The 19152-nt window shown below is 66.3% G+C and carries 15 protein-coding genes and 2 pseudogenes; 7 read left to right on the forward strand and 10 right to left on the reverse strand.

Annotated elements, in window-relative coordinates; genetic code table 11:
• Positions 1-86 precede the first annotated feature (86 nt).
• From ACFWYS_RS23490 to ACFWYS_RS23500, 3 genes are all read left to right on the forward strand, one after another.
• Positions 87-1322, forward strand: a complete 1236-nt coding sequence (locus ACFWYS_RS23490; protein WP_384772228.1) for a cytochrome P450 — start codon at positions 87-89, stop codon at positions 1320-1322.
• 167 nt (positions 1323-1489) lie between these two features.
• Positions 1490-1936 (forward strand): DUF6325 family protein, encoded by a 447-nt coding sequence (locus tag ACFWYS_RS23495; protein WP_384772231.1) that lies wholly within the window; start codon positions 1490-1492, stop codon positions 1934-1936.
• Positions 1937-1983: 47 nt separating this feature from the next.
• The gene (locus ACFWYS_RS23500) at positions 1984-2253 is read left to right on the forward strand and encodes an SHOCT domain-containing protein (protein ID WP_384772233.1); all 270 of its coding nucleotides are present in this window, start codon (positions 1984-1986) and stop codon (positions 2251-2253) included.
• Between the two features lie 49 nt (positions 2254-2302).
• Here the strand turns inward: ACFWYS_RS23500 and ACFWYS_RS23505 are convergent.
• A pseudogene (locus ACFWYS_RS23505) lies at positions 2303-2380 on the reverse strand (NAD-dependent deacetylase); the annotation flags it as partial.
• A 212-nt stretch (positions 2381-2592) separates the two neighbouring features.
• Here ACFWYS_RS23505 and ACFWYS_RS23510 point away from each other — a divergent pair.
• Positions 2593-3231, forward strand: a complete 639-nt coding sequence (locus ACFWYS_RS23510; protein WP_384772236.1) for a hypothetical protein — start codon at positions 2593-2595, stop codon at positions 3229-3231.
• 70 nt (positions 3232-3301) lie between these two features.
• Here ACFWYS_RS23510 and ACFWYS_RS23515 read toward each other — a convergent pair whose 3' ends face one another.
• From ACFWYS_RS23515 to ACFWYS_RS23540, 6 genes are all read right to left on the reverse strand, one after another.
• Complete coding sequence (locus ACFWYS_RS23515; RefSeq protein ID WP_384772239.1) at positions 3302-7408, reverse strand: SGNH/GDSL hydrolase family protein; 4107 nt, start codon at positions 7406-7408, stop codon at positions 3302-3304.
• Positions 7409-7471: 63 nt separating this feature from the next.
• Positions 7472-7960, reverse strand: coding sequence for a hypothetical protein (locus tag ACFWYS_RS23520; RefSeq protein ID WP_384772242.1), 489 nt, complete (start codon positions 7958-7960; stop codon positions 7472-7474).
• Positions 7951-8508, reverse strand: a complete 558-nt coding sequence (locus ACFWYS_RS23525; protein ID WP_384772245.1) for a hypothetical protein — start codon at positions 8506-8508, stop codon at positions 7951-7953. Before ACFWYS_RS23525 ends, ACFWYS_RS23520 begins: the two co-directional genes overlap by 10 nt.
• Positions 8509-8975: 467 nt before the next feature.
• Complete coding sequence (locus ACFWYS_RS23530; protein ID WP_384772246.1) at positions 8976-9713, reverse strand: NAD-dependent deacetylase; 738 nt, start codon at positions 9711-9713, stop codon at positions 8976-8978.
• Between the two features lie 288 nt (positions 9714-10001).
• A complete protein-coding gene (locus ACFWYS_RS23535) occupies positions 10002-10133 on the reverse strand; it encodes a hypothetical protein (protein ID WP_384772249.1) in 132 nt (43 codons plus the stop codon).
• 427 nt (positions 10134-10560) lie between these two features.
• Positions 10561-13293 carry a tetratricopeptide repeat protein gene (locus ACFWYS_RS23540; protein WP_384772252.1) on the reverse strand — a complete coding sequence of 911 codons (2733 nt, stop codon included), beginning with the start codon at positions 13291-13293 and terminating at the stop codon, positions 10561-10563.
• Between the two features lie 127 nt (positions 13294-13420).
• Between ACFWYS_RS23540 and ACFWYS_RS23545 the strand changes: the two are divergent.
• Positions 13421-13525, forward strand: a pseudogene (locus ACFWYS_RS23545) (peptide-methionine (S)-S-oxide reductase); the annotation flags it as partial.
• Positions 13486-13941: a replication initiator gene (locus ACFWYS_RS23550; RefSeq protein WP_384772430.1), complete on the forward strand. Its 456-nt coding sequence runs from the start codon at positions 13486-13488 to the stop codon at positions 13939-13941. The pseudogene ACFWYS_RS23545 and the gene ACFWYS_RS23550, both read left to right, overlap by 40 nt.
• A gap of 187 nt (positions 13942-14128) precedes the next feature.
• Here ACFWYS_RS23550 and ACFWYS_RS23555 read toward each other — a convergent pair whose 3' ends face one another.
• The 3 genes from ACFWYS_RS23555 to ACFWYS_RS23565 all read right to left on the reverse strand — a co-directional run bounded on the left by ACFWYS_RS23555 (position 14129) and on the right by ACFWYS_RS23565 (position 17633).
• Positions 14129-15778 carry a recombinase family protein gene (locus ACFWYS_RS23555; RefSeq protein WP_384772254.1) on the reverse strand — a complete coding sequence of 550 codons (1650 nt, stop codon included), beginning with the start codon at positions 15776-15778 and terminating at the stop codon, positions 14129-14131.
• Positions 15779-15933: 155 nt separating this feature from the next.
• Positions 15934-16428, reverse strand: coding sequence for an NUDIX domain-containing protein (locus tag ACFWYS_RS23560; protein WP_384772257.1), 495 nt, complete (start codon positions 16426-16428; stop codon positions 15934-15936).
• A gap of 125 nt (positions 16429-16553) precedes the next feature.
• A complete protein-coding gene (locus ACFWYS_RS23565; protein WP_384772260.1) occupies positions 16554-17633 on the reverse strand; it encodes an ADP-ribosylglycohydrolase family protein in 1080 nt (359 codons plus the stop codon).
• Between the two features lie 179 nt (positions 17634-17812).
• On the opposite strand from ACFWYS_RS23565, the gene ACFWYS_RS23570 reads away from it, so the two are divergent.
• On the forward strand, positions 17813-18976 hold the full coding sequence (locus ACFWYS_RS23570; protein ID WP_384772263.1) for a glycerate kinase: 1164 nt from the start codon (positions 17813-17815) through the stop codon (positions 18974-18976).
• Positions 18977-19152 lie beyond the last annotated feature (176 nt).

Consider the following 19152-nt stretch of genomic DNA (forward strand, 5'->3'; position numbering starts at 1 on the left):
CATGAGGACCTGCGGCCATGAGGACCTGCGGCCATGAGGGCCTACGGCTACGAGGAGCAATGGCTACGAGGACTTGAGGATTCGCCATGACCCAATCCCTGGTGCACCAGATCCTGGACCCTGCCAACCGCGCCGACCCCTACCCGGTCTACGAGGAGCTGCGGAAGACGCCGGTCCACCACGAGGACGACGGGCCCTATGTCGTCAGCACCTACTACGAGATCCGCAGCCTCCTGCACGACCCCCGGATCAGCTCCGACGCCCGCAACCTCGCCTCGCACGCCGCCGACCCGCTGGCCGAGGCGTCCCAGGAGGAGGGCGCCCTGCCGCCGGGCTTCCTGAAGCTCGACCCGCCGGAACACGACCGGATGCGTCGGATGACCAACCGTCACTTCGGCCCGCCGCACTCTCCCCACCGGGTCGACGGGATGCGCCCGGAGCTCCACGACATCGTCTCCGGCCTCATCGACGGCATCGGCGACCCGGGCCGTATCGACCTGGTGGAGCAGTTCTCGTATCCCTTCCCGGTGACGGTGATCTGCCGGCTGCTCGGCGTGCCGCGCGAGGACGAGGCACGCTTCCACACCTGGGCGGACACCCTCGCCGCGAGCCTGGACCCCGACCCGGACGCGGACCCCGCAGAGCGGGGCAAGGGCGCGCACGACGCCCGTATGCAACTGGGCATGTACCTGGCCGGCCTGATCGAGGAACGCCGCAAGAACCCCGGCGACGACATGCTCTCCCAGCTGGCGACAGCCAAGGGCGGGGACGGCCCGATGAGCACGATGGAGCTGCTCAGCACCGCCGCGCTGCTGCTGATCGCGGGGCACGAGACCACCGTCAACCTCATCACCAACGGCATGCTCACCCTGCTGCGCCACCCCGACATCCTGGAACGCCTGCGCCGCGATCCCCGGCTGGCCGTGCCCCTCGTCGAGGAACTGCTGCGCTACGAGCCCCCGGTGCAGCTGCTGCCCCAGCGCACCACCCTCGTCGACATCGAGGTCCGCGGCGTCACCATCCCCAAGGGCGCCTCCCTCTGGCTGGTCCTGGCATCGGGAAACCGCGACCCTCAGCGCTTCTCGGACCCGGACCGCTTCGACCCGGACCGCCCGGACATCCAGCACCTCGGCCTGGGCAGCGGCATCCACAGCTGCTTCGGCGCACCACTGGCCCGGCTGGAGGCCCAGCACGCCCTGTCCGAGCTGGCCCGAAGGCTGGAAAACCCCCGCCTGCTTCAGGACCCGCCCCCGTACCGCCAGAACGCCGTACTGCGCGGCCCACGACATCTGCCCATCGCCTGCGACGGGATCCGCCCCTAGCCGATCGGCCGGCCGATCACGGCACACGTGGCCGTGCGCCTTACGGCATGCGGCGTCTTCGGCCCGGTGGTGGAATGGTGAGGGAGACGGTGCGTGCGCGTCTGCGCCCCACGACGGCGCGGGCTGCCGCATCTGTTCTTCAAACCCTCCGCAGCTCAGGAGTGGCCATGAGCGACGATGTGGCAGAGATGGGGCCCGTCGACTATCTGATCGTCGAGTTCCCCGGCAACCGTATGACGGGTGAGGGATTCCCGTTGCTCCTCGACCTGGTCGACCGCGGCATCATCCGAATCCTCGATCTTCTCTTCATCCGCAAGGACGAGGACGGCTCGGTCTCGGCTGTGGAGCTGACGGACATGGGGGGCGAGGTGGACCTGTCCGTCTTCGAGGGAGCCTCCTCGGGCCTCATGGGCGAGGATGACGTCCAGGAAGCGGGAACCGTGCTGGAGCCGGGCAACTCCGCGGCACTCCTGGTCTACGAGAACGTATGGGCCGCGCCTCTGGCGCGGGAGCTGAGGCGCGGCGGGGCCCAGCTGGTGGCGGGCGGGCGCATTCCGGTCCAGGCCCTGTTGGCCTCCTTGGAGGTCGCCGAGGCTTCACCGTCCGGCGCCTGATCTGCGATCGCCGGAGCTGATCGCGCACCCCTGGGAGATGAGAAGACATGCCCGGACTGCTTCGCGGTGCCGCGCGCACCGCCGTCGTCGCCGGTACTGCCACGGCTGTGTCGAACCGTGTCTCGCGGCGCCAGGCCGGCCGGTGGGCGCAGCAGGACTACGAACAGCAGCAGGCGGCCCAGCCGGCACCGCCGACCGGTTCCTCGGACGACATGGGGGACAAGATCGCGCAGCTCAAACAGCTGGGTGAGCTGAAGGCGCAGGGAGTGCTGACCGACGAGGAGTTCGAGGAACAGAAGCGCCGCCTCCTCGGCTGAGGACACAAGGGGCCTGAGGGGCCCGTCGGTGGTGCAGCCCGTCCGCGTTCTGCCACGACCGCCGCCGGATCTCCGGGTTGCCCATGTAGTACTCGTACGTCACGAGCTTCTCGGCCTCGGGATCCCGACTCGTCCGGACCAGCGTGAAGAAACTCGTCAATAACGACTCGAAATAACACAATCAGGGTCACGAGACCCTGGGCCAGGCTGAAAAAAATATGGCGGCCTTCAGTATCGCTGGAGGGCGCCATATGCTGAGCATTGAAATGTGAACATGGCGCATCGTGAATGGAAAAGTATATGCGGGTACCGCGCAGGGCCTGGATGGGGGCAGCGTCCGTGTTGGCATGTATTTCAATGCTGGCTGGGTGCGGTAGTAGTGCGCTGAAGGATCTGGCCAAGTCCGGACAGGCCGAGGATGCGCGTAAGAGCGTCAAGCAGCGGATGCGGGACTATGCCCATCGGATCGAGGAAGGGCACCCGGATCTTCACGTGACGGTAGCGGAAACAACGGACGTGTGCTCAGGCAAAGGAACGCCTCCCGTGTTCGATCCAGACCCTCCCAAGAACCCTGACATGTCGTGCTACATGAGGATGTACTCGTACTTCACGTCCGGGGAGAACACCGGCGCCGTGCTGTGCCGGATGGCGAAAGACATGAAACCCATTTACCCGTCCGACAGTGCTGTGACCGAAGCATGTGAAGGGAAGAGCACCGGCCTCCACGGTGTTCTTGACGGCAAGAGCATTGCATTCGAATGGATCCCTGCGAACAAGGTGGCCGAGGGCTCTGGCCGCCTGACGGGGGAATACTACGAGGCTTCGGCAAGCGATCCATCGGATGTCGATCTGGAAGCTGCGGCCAAAAAGCATGGAGGTATTTTCCTCCTCAGCGACACGAGGAGCTACCTCAGTTGCACCAAGGTCGGTGATGGCGACGGCAGTGAGGACTACTCCTGCACGCCGAGCGGTGCATGACCAGACGACAAAGGGCCCTGGCGGGGAATCCCGCCAGGGCCCTTTGCCAGCAGGTCATCGGGTCATCAGGTCAGGGTGCCCAGCCGTTCAGACTCGCTTCGAGCACATCAGCGTAAAGGCGCGCTCCGGCGATCTTCGGGTGGAATGACTGAGCGGACAGCCCGTAGTCCTTGAGGATCGGCCAATCGACGGCCGGCTTGTCGCTGTCGACGAGCTTGGTGACGATGCCGTGGATGCTCTCCGGGTCCCCGCAGATGCCCTTGCCGCTGAACTTGGAGATGGGGTTGGCGAACTTGGCGTCAATGCCCTTGTTCTTGGCGTCGGTCACCGCGTTGCCCATCTCCTTGGCCAGGTGTGTGGCCACGGTCCCCAGCCACTGGGTTGTGGCGGGAGAGAGCCCGTACGGCAGGCCGGTGTTCAGCTTCAGGCAGCTCCCGTCGCCGGAGACCAGGACGGGATAGCCCATGAGGAGGATCCTCGCGTTGGGCGCCTTTTCATGGATCTTCTCGATGGTCGCCAGGATGTCCCGGCGCACGACGGAAGTGATCAGTCCCGGTACGGCTTCCTTGAACGCCTTCCCGAAGAATTGCTCATCTCCCGCGACCTTCGTGTCATCGAAGTTCGCCTGGTCGAAGATCGAGTCGGCACAGTTGTTGTCGCCTGCCAGGATGCACTTCTGGATGATCGGGGTGAAGCGTGCGTCGTTGCCGCCGATCGACATGGTGACCAGGGTGGTGTTCTGGTCCAGGTATCCGGCCTTGATCTGCGAGAGTTCACTGTTCTGGCCGTATTTGTCGATGTTGTAGCTGCGGGCACCGGAACAGGCGACCATCTTGTAGTCGAGGCCGGCGTTGTTGGTGTCGGCGAGTTCTCCGATCGACTTGGTCATGCCCGGCAGTGTGGCCTGGCGTGACCACGCCTTGTTGGAGCGGTGGCAGGCATCCCGCGTGGAATCACCGGTGGCCGAGCGGTAGTTGCTCTCCGGGTAGTAGTTGGTGTTTCCCTCGGATGCCCCTTCGCCGGACGAGAACGAGTCACCCAGGGCGACGATCTGGTCCGCGGGCTTCCGGGGAAGTTTCTGGAAGGCGACCGCGTCCCAGGCGACGTCTTCAGAGCCGTCGCCGTCCTCGGTGAAGTTGCTCAGGGACACGCTCGGGGTGCCGGTGAACTGGAAGACGCCGAGATTGACCCATGAGTTCTTCTGGACTCTCTGCTGGATCGCACGATTCGGTGACTTCGAGTTCGACCCGCCCACCGTGTACACCGCTTGCCGGGTGTGCGCCCCGTGGTCAGGCATGTGGACCAGAACGCGAGCCCAGCCGATATTGGACTGGCCCAGGGTCCACTTTCCGGTCACCTTCATACGGCCGCTCAGGCTGGGGTGGGTCTCCGGCTGCCGGGTGTGCGCGAACCAGAAGTGATCCCCGTATCCCGCCCCGATCTGATGCGTGTCGATCTTGCTCGGGTACGTCGTCATGGTCAGCGTCGAGTCGTCGGGGCGTTCCATTGTGGTACTCGTTGACCCGAAGCTGAAGGAGAACGTTCCGTCGGACTCGACAGGGCCGCAGCCTCTTGCCGTGGATCCTGTGGGCGTGGTGCCCTTCGGGAGGTTGTCGACGACCAGGGTGCCGTCCGGGAGGCCGCTGGAGCAGCGGGGCGGGTAGGCTTTTCCGTCCGGTTGTTCGGGGTAGCTGGTGTCGAAGCGGTGCACGGCGTTACCGCACTGGGCCAGGGTCTGGCAGTCCTTCCAGTTGGGTGCGGCGTGGTCCCACCAGCAGTGCAGCCAGTGCGGGTTGGTCTCTTCGGTCCCGCTGTCCAGGGTGCATGCTCCCTGGCCCTGGTCGTTGGAGTCGTTGTCGCCGATCTTCGACGGGTTGCAGTGGTTCGTCGAGTCGCAGAACAGGTCAACGGGGGGCTGGGCGTTGCTGCGGGCACCGATGTCTTTCCACCAGGCGGCCAGATAGCCGGGTGCGAAGTCGCCCGGCGCGGACATGGCTGAGATCGGGCGTGCGGCCCAGCCGATCACCTTCTCCTCGTAGGGCCAGTCCTGCGGGTGTGCCGCGTGGCTGTAGTCGTCGCCTCCTCCCGCGCGTTCGAGGAACATGGGGCGGTTGGCCTTCCACAGCGGGTTGGCCGGGTTGTTGGTCCACCCGACACCCTTGTGACCGGCGGAGTCGGCCGTCGGGTGGAAGCCCGAGTTGTAGGCCCACAGGGCGAAGAACCAGTTTTCGATGTACTGCGGGTGGCCGTTGTTCAGCCTCAGGCCCGCCTTGTAGGTGTCGTTCCACTTGTGGGACAGGATCTGCGCGCCGGCTGCGATGTTGACGGTGTAGTCGACCGCCACGGCCTGCTGCTTCAGGGTCGAGAGGGTGTCCTGGCCCTTGTTGGGAAGCCGCATACCGTCGGTGGCCTGGGTGATGCCGTAGCCGCAGTCGGCGTCGAACCAGTTGATCGACCACGGGTCGTTCTGCTGACCGGAGGCGGCGAAGTCGACACCGTAGTAGTTGCCGACCAGGGAGTTCGCGGTGACACCGGGGACGGCGAAGCGGGTGGCCTGCCACATGTTGGTTTCCTGCGCGGTAATGCCGAGCATCACCTGCGAAGGGATGTGGTACTTGTCGGTGACGTCGGGATCCTCGTTGTCGAGGGTTCCGTTGGGGTCACCGGCCAGCACGATGGGCTGGAACATGGATTGCGGCGTGTAGGCGCCGATGCCCGTGTCTTTCCAGTTCGCGGGGCGTGTCAGTTTGAGTTCACCGACGACCGCCTGATCCACGGCCCATTCCACCTGGCGCGGGGTCGGCTGGAACGCCTGGAGCTTGACGTCGTTGCGCGGTACGGCGCACGTGCGTTCGTCGGCGTTCTCCTTCGGGTCACTGGCGCTGCCGGGCTTGGGGTCCGTGAAGGCGGCGATGGCCTGGGTACGGGTCATCTGGGTCGACATGCCGTCGCTCTCCGGCTCGCTGTCGATCTCGCGGCCGCCGTCGCCCTGCGGCTCGGCTCCGGGCAGCGACGGAGAGACGCCGCCGTTGTGGCCGGCGCTGGGAGTGACGTCGAGGGTGGCCGTCTCTTCCGTCGCCAGGGACTTCAGGCTCACCCGGGTGGGGCGTGCCTGGTCGGCGTCCTCGGGGTTGATCAGTGTGGTCTTTCCGTCCGACCACTGGGTGGTGGCGGCGGTCAGTCCATGGCTGGAGACGAGCGCTCCCTTGGTGAGGCCACCAGGGTTGGCGACGGCCGTGGGCAGCGTGCTCTTCGTCTTCGCCTTACCGGTGATGAAGACATTCCCCTCGGCCGAGGAGGTCAGATCCCATGCGTCGAGGTTGCCTTCGGCCAGGGTGACCGGCTTCGCCGTTCCCTTGATCCTCTTGGCCCAGGACTTCGGCGTGATGTCCGCCTTCTTGTCCAGCTCGCGGTCGATGAACGTGACACCGCCGGCGGCGTCCGCGGTGATCTGGAACGGCACCGTGCGCGTGCGGGCCAGCTCGATCTCTTTGCTGCCCTTGATGCGGACGAGCTTGTTGCCGTGTGCGGCGGCGATCCCGTCCTTTGTGGGTACGGCGGAAGTGACCTGTCCCGGGAACACGGCCGGCTTGGCGGTCTTGCCGGTGGCGGCGTCGACCGTGATGAGACGGGTCTTCTGCTCTGTGTCCTCGTCGTGGGTGAGCTGTGTGAAGACAGCATCGTCGCCGTTGCCGCAGCCGGGGCTGAAGTAGGCCAGTGAGGCGCTGTTGGGGAGCTTGGTCACCTTCCCCGAGTCGAGGTCGACGATGGCGGTGAACGCGCCGCGCACCATCAGCTCGGGCTTGTTGGTGAACATGCGCGGGGCGTAGGCGACGGCGGCGTACTTCCCGGATTCGGTGACGCAGTGGTTACCGATCCAGGTGTCGGAGGCGAAGCCTTCCTCGTACAGGGTGGCCGCTGTCTTCAGGGCATAGCCGTCCTTGGCCTTTCCGGTGAGGACATGCAGCCCGGTGCCGTCGCCGGAGATGGTGACGATACGGTCGTCGCTCTTCTGGTAGTCCGCGCCGAGGATTTGCTTACGGTCTTTGGCGGGGATGGCCGATGGCTTGAGCTTGACCGTCTTGCCGTCAGTGGTGTCGGTGGCCCAGCCATCTGCCGCATTTGGGGGTGGAGTTGGTTCCGCTGCTTGTGCGGTAGTGATGAACGAGGTTGTCATCGCTAAGGCTGCCGTGAGGGCAGCCATCATCACGGTTTGTTTGTGTCTCATTCCCGTCTTTCGCTAGTAAGTGATGACGGAGTCGATGTACACCTTGAGATCTTCCTTGCGCACTTCAGTGGCATTGGATCCCACGGCCTTGGACTGCTGGCCGACGGCTCCGGACTCGATGGAACCGAAGTCGAATTCCGCGCTGTATGAGACGCCTTCGGAGCTGACAGTGATCTGCGTCTTGTACCGGAGAGCTCTCCCCGCGTCATTGCTGACGTTGCAGGCCACATTGATGCCGAACTCGCCGGGCGTGACCCGTGCTTCGACATTGCCCAAGGTGACGATCTTCGTCTTACCGAGGTAACTGATCACCGGCGTCGGGTCAGGCGTGGGTGCATCGGTCTGTTCGGCCACCGGCGACGGCGGGGCGGTCACAGATTCCGTGGCCCTGTCCGGAACGGTCGGACTGGCGGTGCATCCGGCTGCGCCGAAGACGGTGGCGGCGACGGCTGCGCCGTATGCGATACGACGCAACCCGCCACGAGTGGAGGTCAGTTGCATCCGGACATCGTGAAGTAGTTGTCGACGACGACGCCGGAGCCGTCCAGCATGTAGGAGTACGCCTTGCCGCAGCCGCCGCGCTTCTGGTACACGGGTCCCGCGTAGGTCTTGTAGTACCCGAAGTCTTCCTTGACGGGGTCAGCCGTGTAGTTGGACCAGAGCTTGATGCCCATGTTGCGGGTGTAGCCGGTGTCGTTGAACAGGACACCGCAGATGTACTTGTCGTACAGCTTGTTGGAGCCGCTGTACTTGCCGTTCCACCACAGGTAGAGGCTGGCGTTGTTGCCGTAGCGCGCAGCGCCGGCGGAGATGGTGTAGCCGGAGCCGCAAACGTTGGCGGCAGCCGCAGTCACAGTGGTGTTGGTTTCCAGAAGTGCCTTGCCGTCGGCGCCTTCGATCATCTTGAGGCCCTTGTTGCCCCTGAGTTCGATGATCTTCGGTTCCTTGGTGCCGGTGTCAGCGGCGGCGTTGGCGCTCGTAGCGGTGGCGGCGGTCAGGGCCAAGGCTGCGGCGGCGATAGTGGAACGTATGACGGAACGCGTGAACATTGACTCCCCTTGTCATGTTCCCGATTCGGATATGTGTGCGACCGTATCCTCTTCCGGTGTTCTGCAACAGCCAATTGAGCTGGTCTTGAGCTTCGTGAATGCGGAGCGCCTCCCTCCCTTTCCTCGCGTCGTAGGCCATCGGTTTCCGAGGGGATCACCGACAAGCCCTGGCGCTCGGCGAGGGCCGGAAGAAGGGCACCATGAGTGGCGTGTATCGCCAGGACGGCACCCGCATTACGAAGGCACCTTTATTAATTACGGCGGCTGACACAATGACCCGAGTCGGCGGTAGTTGATGAGGCAACAGGCGAGTTTGAGGAATGCCTCATGGACATCGGCCCTTCGCTGCCAGCGGATCCGCGTCGAGCAAGGGAACGAGCTGCGTGACCTGCCCGTCGGTGATCAGGTGGTGTTCCACGGCGATCAGGACCAATCCACCTCACCGTGTCAGCCGTTGCAAGGCATGGTCACGTATCACTCGCGGTGGTCAATGTGCTGAGCAGTCTGGGCAGGGCGGTGCCGATGGGCTCCCGTACGACCTCGTCGGCGCGTTCGTCGTACGGCGTCGGCTCGGCGTTGACGATGACCAGCCGCGCCCCGTGATCGGCGGCGACACCGGCCAGCCCGGCGGCGGGCTGCACCTGCAGGCTGGTGCCGACGGCGATGAACACCTGGCACGCCTTGGTGATCGCGAGCGCCTCACCGAGGACCACCGGATCGAGCCGCTCGCCGAACATCACCGTCGCCGACTTCAGGATCCCGCCACACTCCAGGCACGGCGGATCCTCCTCACCGGCCTCGACCCGGGCGAGGGCGTCCTCCATCGGCCCGCGCGCATGACACTTCGTGCAGACCACACTCCGTGCGCTGCCGTGCAGTTCGAGCACCTTGCGGGCGGGCATCCCGGCGAGCTGGTGCAACCCGTCGACGTTCTGCGTGATGACCCGCACCGGCACCCCGGTCCGCTCCAGCTCGGCGACGGCCCGGTGCGCGGCGTTCGGCTCGGCCTTCAGCGTCCGGTTCTTGCGCCGCATCTGCCAGGAGCGCCGCCGGATCTCCGGGTCACCCATGTAGTACTCGTACGTCACGAGCTTCTCGGCCTCGGGATCGCGTCGCCACAGCCCGTTCGGACCACGATAATCAGGGATGCCGGAATCGGTGGAGATCCCTGCGCCACTAAGGATGGCGACGAGTGGCCTGTTCATGGGCCCGAGAGTAGGACGCTTGCCTGCTCGGAGCGAGCGGATATCGGGGCTTGGCCTTCGCTTGTTGGCTGCGCTGGACGGCTGCGGTCCATGTCCGCGCACGGTGGCTGCCCGCTTGGCTCTGGGAGGATAGCGGCGTTTATCAGGCTGAGCCTGTGCCACCAGCGGGACCTTTCGGACAACAAAAATGCGAACGGGCACTGCGGCCGGGGCGGGACTGGGGTCTCCTGCCCGTTCGGAGTAGCCAGGGCAGGTGGCTGAGCCTCTTCTCAGGAGGCTGCCGCGACGTCAGCGGCCGCCGTTGAGCACGCGGACGGTGCCGAGAGCGCCTTGGCAACCGTTGTCAGCCCGGTAGGGGAAGCCGGCGTCCGCGAGGGCGTCGATGATGCTGTAGGCGCGGGCGGCCTTGATGTCCAGCACGGCACCGGGCAGGGCTGGCAGTCAGTGCTTCCCGAGTAGTACGCCCATTGGCGGCGACGCGGTTGCAGCGTGCGTTAAGGACCACGAGCGCTTTGTGGGGTGCTGCGCAGAAGGCGGCTACGAGGTCTGGTGTGATTGGCGGCCAAGGCATCGACAGTCTCGGACGTACCCGTAGACGGTGGGTAATCTCGGCGCTAAAGCTTGCCGCGAGCTGGGTGTAGGTGTGCTCGCCCGCAGATGCGCCAGCACGAGCAGGGCCTGCGACCGGCCGCGCCGGAGCCGCCGACAAGGTCCTTGGCGTTCACCTCCACGGAGGCGCGCCGTCAACTCCGTACTTCGGCCCTTGCGGAAGGAAGCGGCCAGAAGATTTGGGGGTGCGGAATGGCGTACTTCGCCGTGATCCCAGCGGAGCTCGGAGCTGGCCCGGTCATGCATTCGGGCCCGTTGCGACCTTCAGTCGTTCTTGCAGGGCTTGCACCCGGGGGGAGATGACGGTCAGGGCTTCCCGTAGATCATTAAGGTCTCTGACTGCTTCAATGATGCGCCATTTACTCGGAGCGGACGCCAGGAAAAGATCGAGCTCTTCGGCTGCTCTATCCAATTCGTGGCTGGCGCAGTAGACAATCACGAGGTTTCCGTGTGCGTGCACCAGCCCTGGTCCCGCCGCGGACACCTTTCGGGAGAAGATGTCTACAGCGCGTTGCAGGTGACGGTGCTCTTCAGGTCGCCCCATCACTTGGAGCGCGATGGCATATCTCAAGTGGAACCAGCCGTTATCCGGTTTGTGTTCAATGGCGCGGGCAAGGTCGGTGATAGCATCATCATAGCGTTCCATGGATCGATACGTGTCTCCGCGCTTACATAGACTCCAGGCGTCTTGGGGGTTCAGTTCTAGAGCCTGGGTGAAGTCGGAGAGTGCCTCACTGAAGCGGCCCATGACCCGGTATATTTCGCCGCGGCAGAAGTAGTGCCAACTGTCGTCGGAGCCTGACTCAACTACACCGTTGAAGTCGGCAAGGGCAGCCTCATAGCGCCCCAGACGCGAGTAGGCGTGTCCGCGGCTTGCCCTGGGCCACACAAAGTTGGGGTTGAGTTCGAGAGCGCGCGTGAGATCGGTGATCGCCTCTTCGTAGCGACTCATGACGCGGTAAGTTTCCCCGCGACTTGCGATCGACCAGGCACGCTGGGGACTAAGTCCAATGGCCCGGTCGTAGTCCGCCAATGCGTCTTCGTGGCGCCCCATAAGGAGATAAGTGAATCCGCGACGCGTAACGCACTCTGTGTCGCATGGGGCGATATCGAGGGCTCGGGTGAACGAGGCAAGGGCCAGCTCATAGCGCCCTGCTAGACGTTGTGTCTCGCCGATGCCGCAGTGGGCACGGTGCAAGTCGGGGCTTAGGGCCAGGGCAGCGGCATAGTCGTCAAGGGCGTCGTCGTACCTGCTCGCTGCGCGGCGTGCGTTTGCCCGGAGTGTGTAGGCCAGCGCACGACCAGTGGCGGGAAGCTCTGGCGCAGCCATCAATTGAGTGAGAACGCCAATAGGATTGGGTACCTGGTCAGAGCCTGCGGACGATGTGCTGATCAGCCGTCCCCATTCCGTCAATGCCAGGTTGTCGGCGTCGTGTCCGGCTTGTAGCAATACCTGAGCCCAACGCCGTACTACCGCAACCCCGTGCTCGCACGCCAGGACGACCTCATGGAGTGAGTCAGGCAGAGCCTGTGCGGGATGGGCGCACAGGCGGTGATACGTCTCATTGAGCTTGTGTTCCAGCCACGCACCGTTTCCCCGGCATGCACTGGGGGGCAACGCGTTCTCCTCCGCATGGCGGCGCTGCTGGTAAACGTCAGATAGATAGTTCTGTTGGTGCTGCCAGCGTGCGGGGGACTGGGTGCGATGCAGGCGGATCATGGAGGCGCGGACCACGTCGTGGTATCGGGAACGACCGGGCGGGCCGGTAACGAAGGGCAGGCTCCGCAGCCACGTGTATTGATCAGCCAATGTCTCGGGAACTATAGCGCGGTAGATGTCCTCGTCCAGGTGCAGCGGCAGGGAACAGGACTGGGTGATGTCCCGCAGTTGTGGGTCGGCTATCCATTTGAGGAACCGCTCGACCGCGGTATCGGACGGATCGTTGATCTCGCCGACATCCTGGGGACGATTCTGAGCGAGGGTATCGACCAGTACCGGCAGCCGGCCCGTCAGATGCAGAATGAGTTGGATGACGTTTTCACTTACGACACCTCTCGCGGCTAATAACCGCCGGGCCTCTTCTTCGGTGAACACGTCAAGGGGAACCTCGGTCACCAGGTCCAGGTGGTCTCCCCAGCAGCGGGCATCGAGACCCCCCTGTCCGGACAGCACGGCCAGGACGTTGTTGGGGAACTCCCCGTACGTACCGTCGACCAGGACTTCACGCAGCCACTCGTTGAGTAGCGGTCCAGTCTGCTCCAGGACGTCCACAAATAGCACCAGCCAGGAACGCCGCTCGGCTGCCTCAGCCAGATCTGCCAGGAAAACCGGTGTCAGAGTGCGCAAGGGTGAGAGCAACAGCTGGACATCACTGTGGCTGCGGAACCGAGCGCTGAGTGAGGTCCGTAACCAGTCTGTCCCACGCGCCAGTTGTTGTGGGTCGATGGCGCCGGCCACCGCCCCCATACCGGGCAACAACCCCAGCCCAGCCAATGAAGCCTGGGCTGCCAGGCTGCTGGATGTTGTCGGAGCTCCAAGAGACCCAGCCCCGGCATCACCTGGCCCCGGGGCGCCCGCTACCGCTTCCGCCTCGTGGCGTCGCTGACGGTAGAGGGCTAATTGCTTTTCGAACGCCTTGAATTCTATGTCCTGCCGGGCGAACTGAAAACTGATCGCTTCCATCGCCTCAATGACACTGTGCACTTCATCATCGAGATAAGCAGTCGCACCTCCACGCTCGCGAGCCACGATGTCCCACTGCCGTATCAGCGATGACTTCCCTACCCCAGCCTGGCCGCGCACGTAGAACAGGTACTGAAACGCGTCGTCCTCAGGATCGCGGGCCAAGTTGTCCCGAAAGCATGCTAGTTCGTTGCTGCGGCCGACAAAGCTACGCCGTCGACGCCGACGATTGAGCTCCTGACGCGATACTTGCATCGCTGGTACCCCCACCACTGCGGCCTTCAGCATGAGCGGTTACACACCGCTGCGGAACAGGCTACCCAGGCGCTGTCGGCCAGCACCTTCGGTCCGAAACGCTTACGACTCATGTGTGCTCGCGAAGGCTTGGCACCGCCAGTACCCGTTCGGGTAGTAAAACCCGAACGGGTACTGCGGGCTGGGTGGGACGGGGGTCAAGCTAAGTACCCCGTTCGAGACGAACTGGGGGGCGTCGCGCCCGACGGGCGTCGCGCCTGCTCCGGAGCCGACGGAGCAAGCCCGCTCACGCCGAACACACCACACCGAGAGCGAGCAACCGTCGCCTCTCGGCCTTCGGGAGCTCGCCGCTGTCAGGTACGACTGCCTCTGTCAGCTCCCCCACCAACTCCGGCGACAACGCGTCACCCATGGGAAGCAACGGGGGCATACCGGGGCCACATCCTCACCAAGTCCCGCGCCTACTCGACGACCTACGCGGCCCTCCGCGCTGAACGCGGCGACCACGTGGGGCATTCCGACATCCCGGACGCGGTCGCCGAGCGGCACTGGCGCTACGTCGGCTCCGGCCACACCCCCGGCGCTGCCCTCCTGGCTGCCGGAGTCGCCGAAGACCTGGCCCGGCTGCGGGAGGTCCTCCGAGAAGAGCGCTCGGCCATACCGGGGGAGGCTGACCGCTGACGGAGAGACAAGAGAGCGCAGAGGCCGCTGGCTGGGCGTGGGCCCGTGAACACGCGCGCAGGGCCCCGAAGTGGTCAGAGGCACGATGGCGGCAAGTGAACGCGATACTTGGTCTAGAGGTGAGGACGAGTCGGGCCCGTAGCTGCAAGCGTGCGCCGTGACGGGCCCGGTGTCTTCGCGTCGGTGATCAGTCTTCGTCCCGATAGATAGGCGTGAGCCGATTCCAGACCGGACCGCCAGGCCGGACGGCTGGGCTGACCAGCACAGTCAGCAGCGTCTTTTCCACGTATGCGCGCTTCTCCACGAAGTCGAGATCACCCCACGCACTCCGCAGGTCGACCGGCGTTCCCTTTGCCCGTAGTACGCGACGGCGCCACTCGTTGCGCTCATTGACCAGTCGGCGTTCCGTCGCCTCCGCCTTTGCAAGGAATGCGAAGAAGCGCTCTTTACTGACCAGGCGCTGTTCCCGCCGTTCGGTCCAGTCCTCGATGTCTTCCCGGATGCGGGCAAGTGCGGCCTCGCCCTCCCACTGCTCGGGCACCGCCACAGATTCCCTGCTCTGGGCCTCTTCCTCGTACTTGGCGATCACGAGCATCTTGAGCGCCTCGTCGGTCTCCGGTCCGGAGATGCGGACGCCACCGCACCCGTATCCGCTCCGCTTGTCGGGGCACGTGTAGTAGAAGAACCCTTCTGGCTTCTTCCTGCTTGCGGGGGCCTTCTGCGCGCGCAAGCGACCTCCACAGCCGTCTTTGTCGCATCGGAGGATCCCCGACCCCAGGTACTTTCGGGCGTTGTACGCGTCGCCGGGCTCGGGGTTGTGGCCGATTACTTCGGTGACGGCCTCCCAGTCGGTCACCGGGATGATCGGAGTCCACTGCCCTTTGACCGGCTCTCCGTCCTCGTCGAGGACCGGTTCAACCCTGACGCTCTCGGTTCCGGTCTCCGGATTGAACTCCCCAACCTTCCGAGAACGGTAACCGCAGATCCGGGGGTTCCGAAGCACCTGCTTCACGGTCTCCTTGCTCCACCGATTGCCTCGTGCAGTGGCCAGACCTTGCTTGTTCCAGTCGGCTGCGATCGTCCGAGGGGATGCGCCAGTGAGAATGCGCTCAACCGCCTTACGCAGCGCGGCGGCCTCCTTGGGCTCCAGCGCGCGCTTGTCGTCCTTGTAGCCAAAGGGACGAGCGCTGCCGGTGGGGATGCCGGCCTGTTGCAGAGCACGGTGCTTGCGCCGCACTCGTCGGGCCGTGTCGGCGCTCGACTTATTGGCCACGGTCACCAGCAAGCGCGCGACAGTCCGGCCGTTGTCGGTGAGGAGATCGAGCGTGCCCGTGATATCGATGATCGGACGGCGGAAGTTCTCGACTACTTCGATGGCGTCTTCGAGGTGCCGGTTGTCGCGCGTCAGGCGGTCGATGTCATAGACGACCAGGCCATCCAGCCGGTCGCCGTTCGGGGTCGCTGCACTCTTGAGGTCCTCCAACGCCCCTTCGAACACTGGGCGGATGACGCGGTAGGCCACAGACCCGTCAGGCATCCGAACCCTCTTGCGCTTCCACGCCGAGGTGTCGGGTTCCTCATAGGTGTAGACGTACCGGCCCCCGCGACTCTCGACGAACCGGCGAGCGTCCTTCTCCTGCTCTTCCCGGCTCTTGATGTCCCGCCCCGTGGCCGGACGCCACTTCGCGCCGCCGCCGGCGGGCTGGTCCGGGCCCCCACCTTCAGCGGTCGTGGCCAACTCGCCAACGTCCGGTTCGAGGGACAGCCGGACCAACCCCGCCCAGTTCTGCCCCGCCAAGTCACCCCAATGTGCCCGCCGTACTAAGTCATCGGCCATGACGCGAGGTTACTTCCGTCCATGCTCTGCTCGGTGGAGATACCGGCGCCGCTGAGCAGGGCGACGAGGGGCTTGGTCATGGTGCCGAGGGTAGGACGGGCGCCGTGGGGGCGGCGAATGGATATTCGACCGTCGCTCAAGGCCGGCCCCCTGGGTCACCCCACCCGGCGCCCGTTCTCCAGCTCCACCGTCCCGCCGCCCGCCGCGAGGACGTCCAGTGCGGCCAGTACCCGGTGGCCCAGGGCGCCCGGGAGGTACTCCAGGACGTCCTCGGGGGCCACCAGCCGCCACGACAGCAGCTCCTCCTCCTGCAACCGGATCGCCTTGAAGTCGTCCTCGGCGAGGACCCCGCCGTCGTACAGGTACGCCACCAGCGGCGGCCAGCCCGGCCGGTACACCCAGTCCAGCGCGAGCAGGCGCCCGATCTCGCGGTCGAGGCCGATCTCCTCAAGCGTCTCGCGGTGCGCGCCCTGGCGGGGCGTCTCGCCGTCGTCGGACTCGATCGTGCCGCCCGGGAGCGTCCAGCCCTCACGGTAGTTGGGCTCCACCAGCAGCACCCGGCCCTCGGCGTCCCGGAAGAGGGCGGCGGCACCGGCGAGGACGCGGGGGAGCGAGGCGATGTACGCGGCGAAGTCTGGCGTGGAGGTCATTGACGAAGAGTAACCAGCCCGCGTGACCACACCTCCGACGCGGATCGGATCTGCGGATGCGACACATGTCGGTCCGCCGTCCGGCCGCCGCCCGGTCCGCCGCTCAGGCACCGCTCAAGCGCCGCTCAGGCCTCTGCCTCTGCCTCCGCCAACCGCACCGTCCGCTCCGCCAGCTCGCTGATCCGCATCCCGTCGAACCCGAACACCGCGCTGCGCACCGTGTCCTCCAGCGGCTCGCTCCACTGGTCCGGGATCGCCTCCGCCCCGGTCAGCACACCGGCCACCGACCCGGCGGTCGCCCCGTTGGAGTCGGTGTCCAGGCCGCCGCGCACGGTGAGGGTGATGGTGCGGGTGAAGTCGCCGTCGCCGTACAGCAGCCCGGCGGTGAGCACGGCCGCGTTCGGGATGGTGTGGATCCAGCCGAGCCCGGCGGTCTCCTCGGCGACCGTGGTGAGCGTGTCCTCCCAGGTCATCCGGGTGTCATGGAGCGAGACCACCCGGCGTACGGTGCGCGCGAGGCGGCTGCTCGGCGGGATGACGGCGAGGGCCTGATCGACGGCCCGGCGGACCGTGGGCGCGGTGAACGCCGCCGCGATCAGCGCCGCCGCCCACATCGCGCCGTACACGCCGTTGCCGGTGTGCGACAGCACCGCGTCCCGGCGGGCGAGCGCGGCGGCCCGGCGCGGGACGCCCGGGCAGGTCCAGCCGTAGATGTCGGCCCGGATCAGGGCGCCGATCCACTCCTGGTACGGGTTGTCGTACGTCGCCGTCAGCGGCGGCTTCAGCCCGTTCGCGAGGTTGCGGTAGGCGGCCCGCTCCGCCGTGAAGGTCTGCAGATACGGCAGCCGCAGCAGCCACAGGTCCCCGACCTGCTCGGTGCTGAAGCCGAAGCCGTGGGTTTCGAGGAGGTCCAGGCCGAGGATCGCGTAGTCCACGTCGTCGTCGCGGCAGCTGCCGTGGATACGGCCGCGTACGCACTGCCGCCACTCGGGGCGCAGCTCGAAGCCGTCGTCCTCGCTCGGCGGCTCGGGGAGATAGTCGGTGAGGGGCAGGGCGGCGGCCTGCCGCAGATACTGGTCGATCCGGTCCCGCGTCCACAGGTCGCCCTGCTCGACCGGTTTGCCGAGCATGTTGCCCGCGATCCGGCCCAGCCAGCCCCCGAGGATGCGGTCGGCGAGCTCTGGCTCAGTGCCCACAGGGGTCATAGGACCGGTTTACCCAATTCCGGCCGCGTCCGCGCGGGGTTCGGCAGCTCGCACAGGGGTTCCCCGGGCCGCTCGTACGTTGTTCCCATCGCGTTCCCGCCGCCTTCTCAGGGTCCGGGCAGCGCATGACGTCATGGGCCTCCTCCGGTTAAGGTCGCAGCGGCGCGACTGGCCTTGACATGCGCGAGGCCCGGAGAGCAAGGGGAAAACAGGTGACACAGCGCGTGCTCATCGCCGCGGACAAGTTCAAGGGGTCGCTGACGGCCGTGCAGGTCGCCGAGCGTGTGACGGCCGGTCTCCGCCGGGGCGTGCCGGACCTCCAGGTGGAGGCCATGCCCGTGGCCGACGGCGGCGACGGGACCGTGGACGCGGCGGTCGCGGCCGGCTTCGAGCGGCGGGAAGTGCGGGTCGCCGGGCCCCTCGGACACGAGGTGACGGCGGCTTTCGCGCTGCGCGGAGACACGGCAGTCGTGGAGATGGCCGAGGCGAGCGGCCTGCAGCGGCTGCCCGCGGGCGTCTTCGCACCGCTCACGGCATCCACCTACGGCTCCGGCGAGCTGCTGCGGGCCGCACTGGACGCGGGCGCCCGCACGATCGTCTTCGGCGTCGGCGGCAGCGCAACCACCGACGGCGGCGCCGGCATGCTGACCGCCCTGGGCGCACGCTTCCTCGACCCGGACGGGGAGCCGGTCGCGCCGGGCGGCGGGGGCCTGGAGAACCTGGCCACGGCCGACCTGTCCGCCCTCGACCCCAGGCTGGCCTCCGTCGACCTCGTGCTCGCCAGCGACGTGGACAACCCGCTGACCGGCCCGAAGGGCGCGCCCGCGATCTACGGCCCGCAGAAGGGCGCCTCACCGGACGACGTCCGGACCCTGGACGCGGCCCTCGCGCACTTCGCCAAGGTGCTGGAGGAATCCTTCGGCACCCAGGCCGCCGAGCACGCTGCCGCACCGGGCGCGGGCGCGGCGGGCGGCATCGGCTACGGCGCCCTTCTCCTCGGCGCCCGCTTCCGCCCCGGCATCGAGGTCATGCTCGACGTGCTGGGCTTCGGCCCGGCGCTGGATCGGGCCGGTCTGGTGATCACCGGCGAGGGCTCCCTGGACGAGCAGACCCTGCACGGCAAGGCCCCGGCGGGCGTCGCCGCTGCCGCCCGCGCGGCCGGCAAGGAGGTCGTCGCGGTGTGCGGCCGCCTCGCGCTGGCCCCGGAGGCGCTGGGCCGGGCCGGGATCCGGCGGGCGTATCCACTGACGGAGGTCGAGCCGGACGTGGCGAAGTGCATCGAGGACGCCGGACCGATCCTGGAGCGGGTGGCGGAGCAGATCGCCCGGGACTTCCTGAGCTGAGCCCCACACACCCTCACGTACTCCGAGCCTGACGTGTACACCGAAGGGCCCCGAGCCGATTGGGGGGGGGGGCGGGGGGGGTTGGTGGCGGCTGTGGGGCCGAAAAATACGGTGCTGTACCTGGTGGGGTCGGCTCCGCCGGTGTGGCGGTGTGGGGCCGGGCATCGTCGAGGTCA

Source organism: Streptomyces sp. NPDC059010, from assembly GCF_042740355.1.
GTDB lineage: Bacteria > Actinomycetota > Actinomycetes > Streptomycetales > Streptomycetaceae > Streptomyces.

Coding starts and splice junctions, on each gene's coding strand:
- ACFWYS_RS23490 (WP_384772228.1), top strand. CDS start 87: ATGACCCAATCCCTGGTGCACCAGATCCTGGACCCTGCCAACCGCGCC.
- ACFWYS_RS23495 (WP_384772231.1), top strand. CDS start 1,490: ATGAGCGACGATGTGGCAGAGATGGGGCCCGTCGACTATCTGATCGTC.
- ACFWYS_RS23500 (WP_384772233.1), top strand. CDS start 1,984: ATGCCCGGACTGCTTCGCGGTGCCGCGCGCACCGCCGTCGTCGCCGGT.
- ACFWYS_RS23515 (WP_384772239.1), bottom strand. CDS start 7,408: ATGACAACCTCGTTCATCACTACCGCACAAGCAGCGGAACCAACTCCA.
- ACFWYS_RS23520 (WP_384772242.1), bottom strand. CDS start 7,960: ATGCAACTGACCTCCACTCGTGGCGGGTTGCGTCGTATCGCATACGGC.
- ACFWYS_RS23525 (WP_384772245.1), bottom strand. CDS start 8,508: ATGTTCACGCGTTCCGTCATACGTTCCACTATCGCCGCCGCAGCCTTG.
- ACFWYS_RS23530 (WP_384772246.1), bottom strand. CDS start 9,713: ATGAACAGGCCACTCGTCGCCATCCTTAGTGGCGCAGGGATCTCCACC.
- ACFWYS_RS23540 (WP_384772252.1), bottom strand. CDS start 13,293: ATGCTGAAGGCCGCAGTGGTGGGGGTACCAGCGATGCAAGTATCGCGT.
- ACFWYS_RS23555 (WP_384772254.1), bottom strand. CDS start 15,778: ATGGCCGATGACTTAGTACGGCGGGCACATTGGGGTGACTTGGCGGGG.
- ACFWYS_RS23560 (WP_384772257.1), bottom strand. CDS start 16,428: ATGACCTCCACGCCAGACTTCGCCGCGTACATCGCCTCGCTCCCCCGC.
- ACFWYS_RS23565 (WP_384772260.1), bottom strand. CDS start 17,633: ATGACCCCTGTGGGCACTGAGCCAGAGCTCGCCGACCGCATCCTCGGG.
- ACFWYS_RS23570 (WP_384772263.1), top strand. CDS start 17,813: ATGCGCGAGGCCCGGAGAGCAAGGGGAAAACAGGTGACACAGCGCGTG.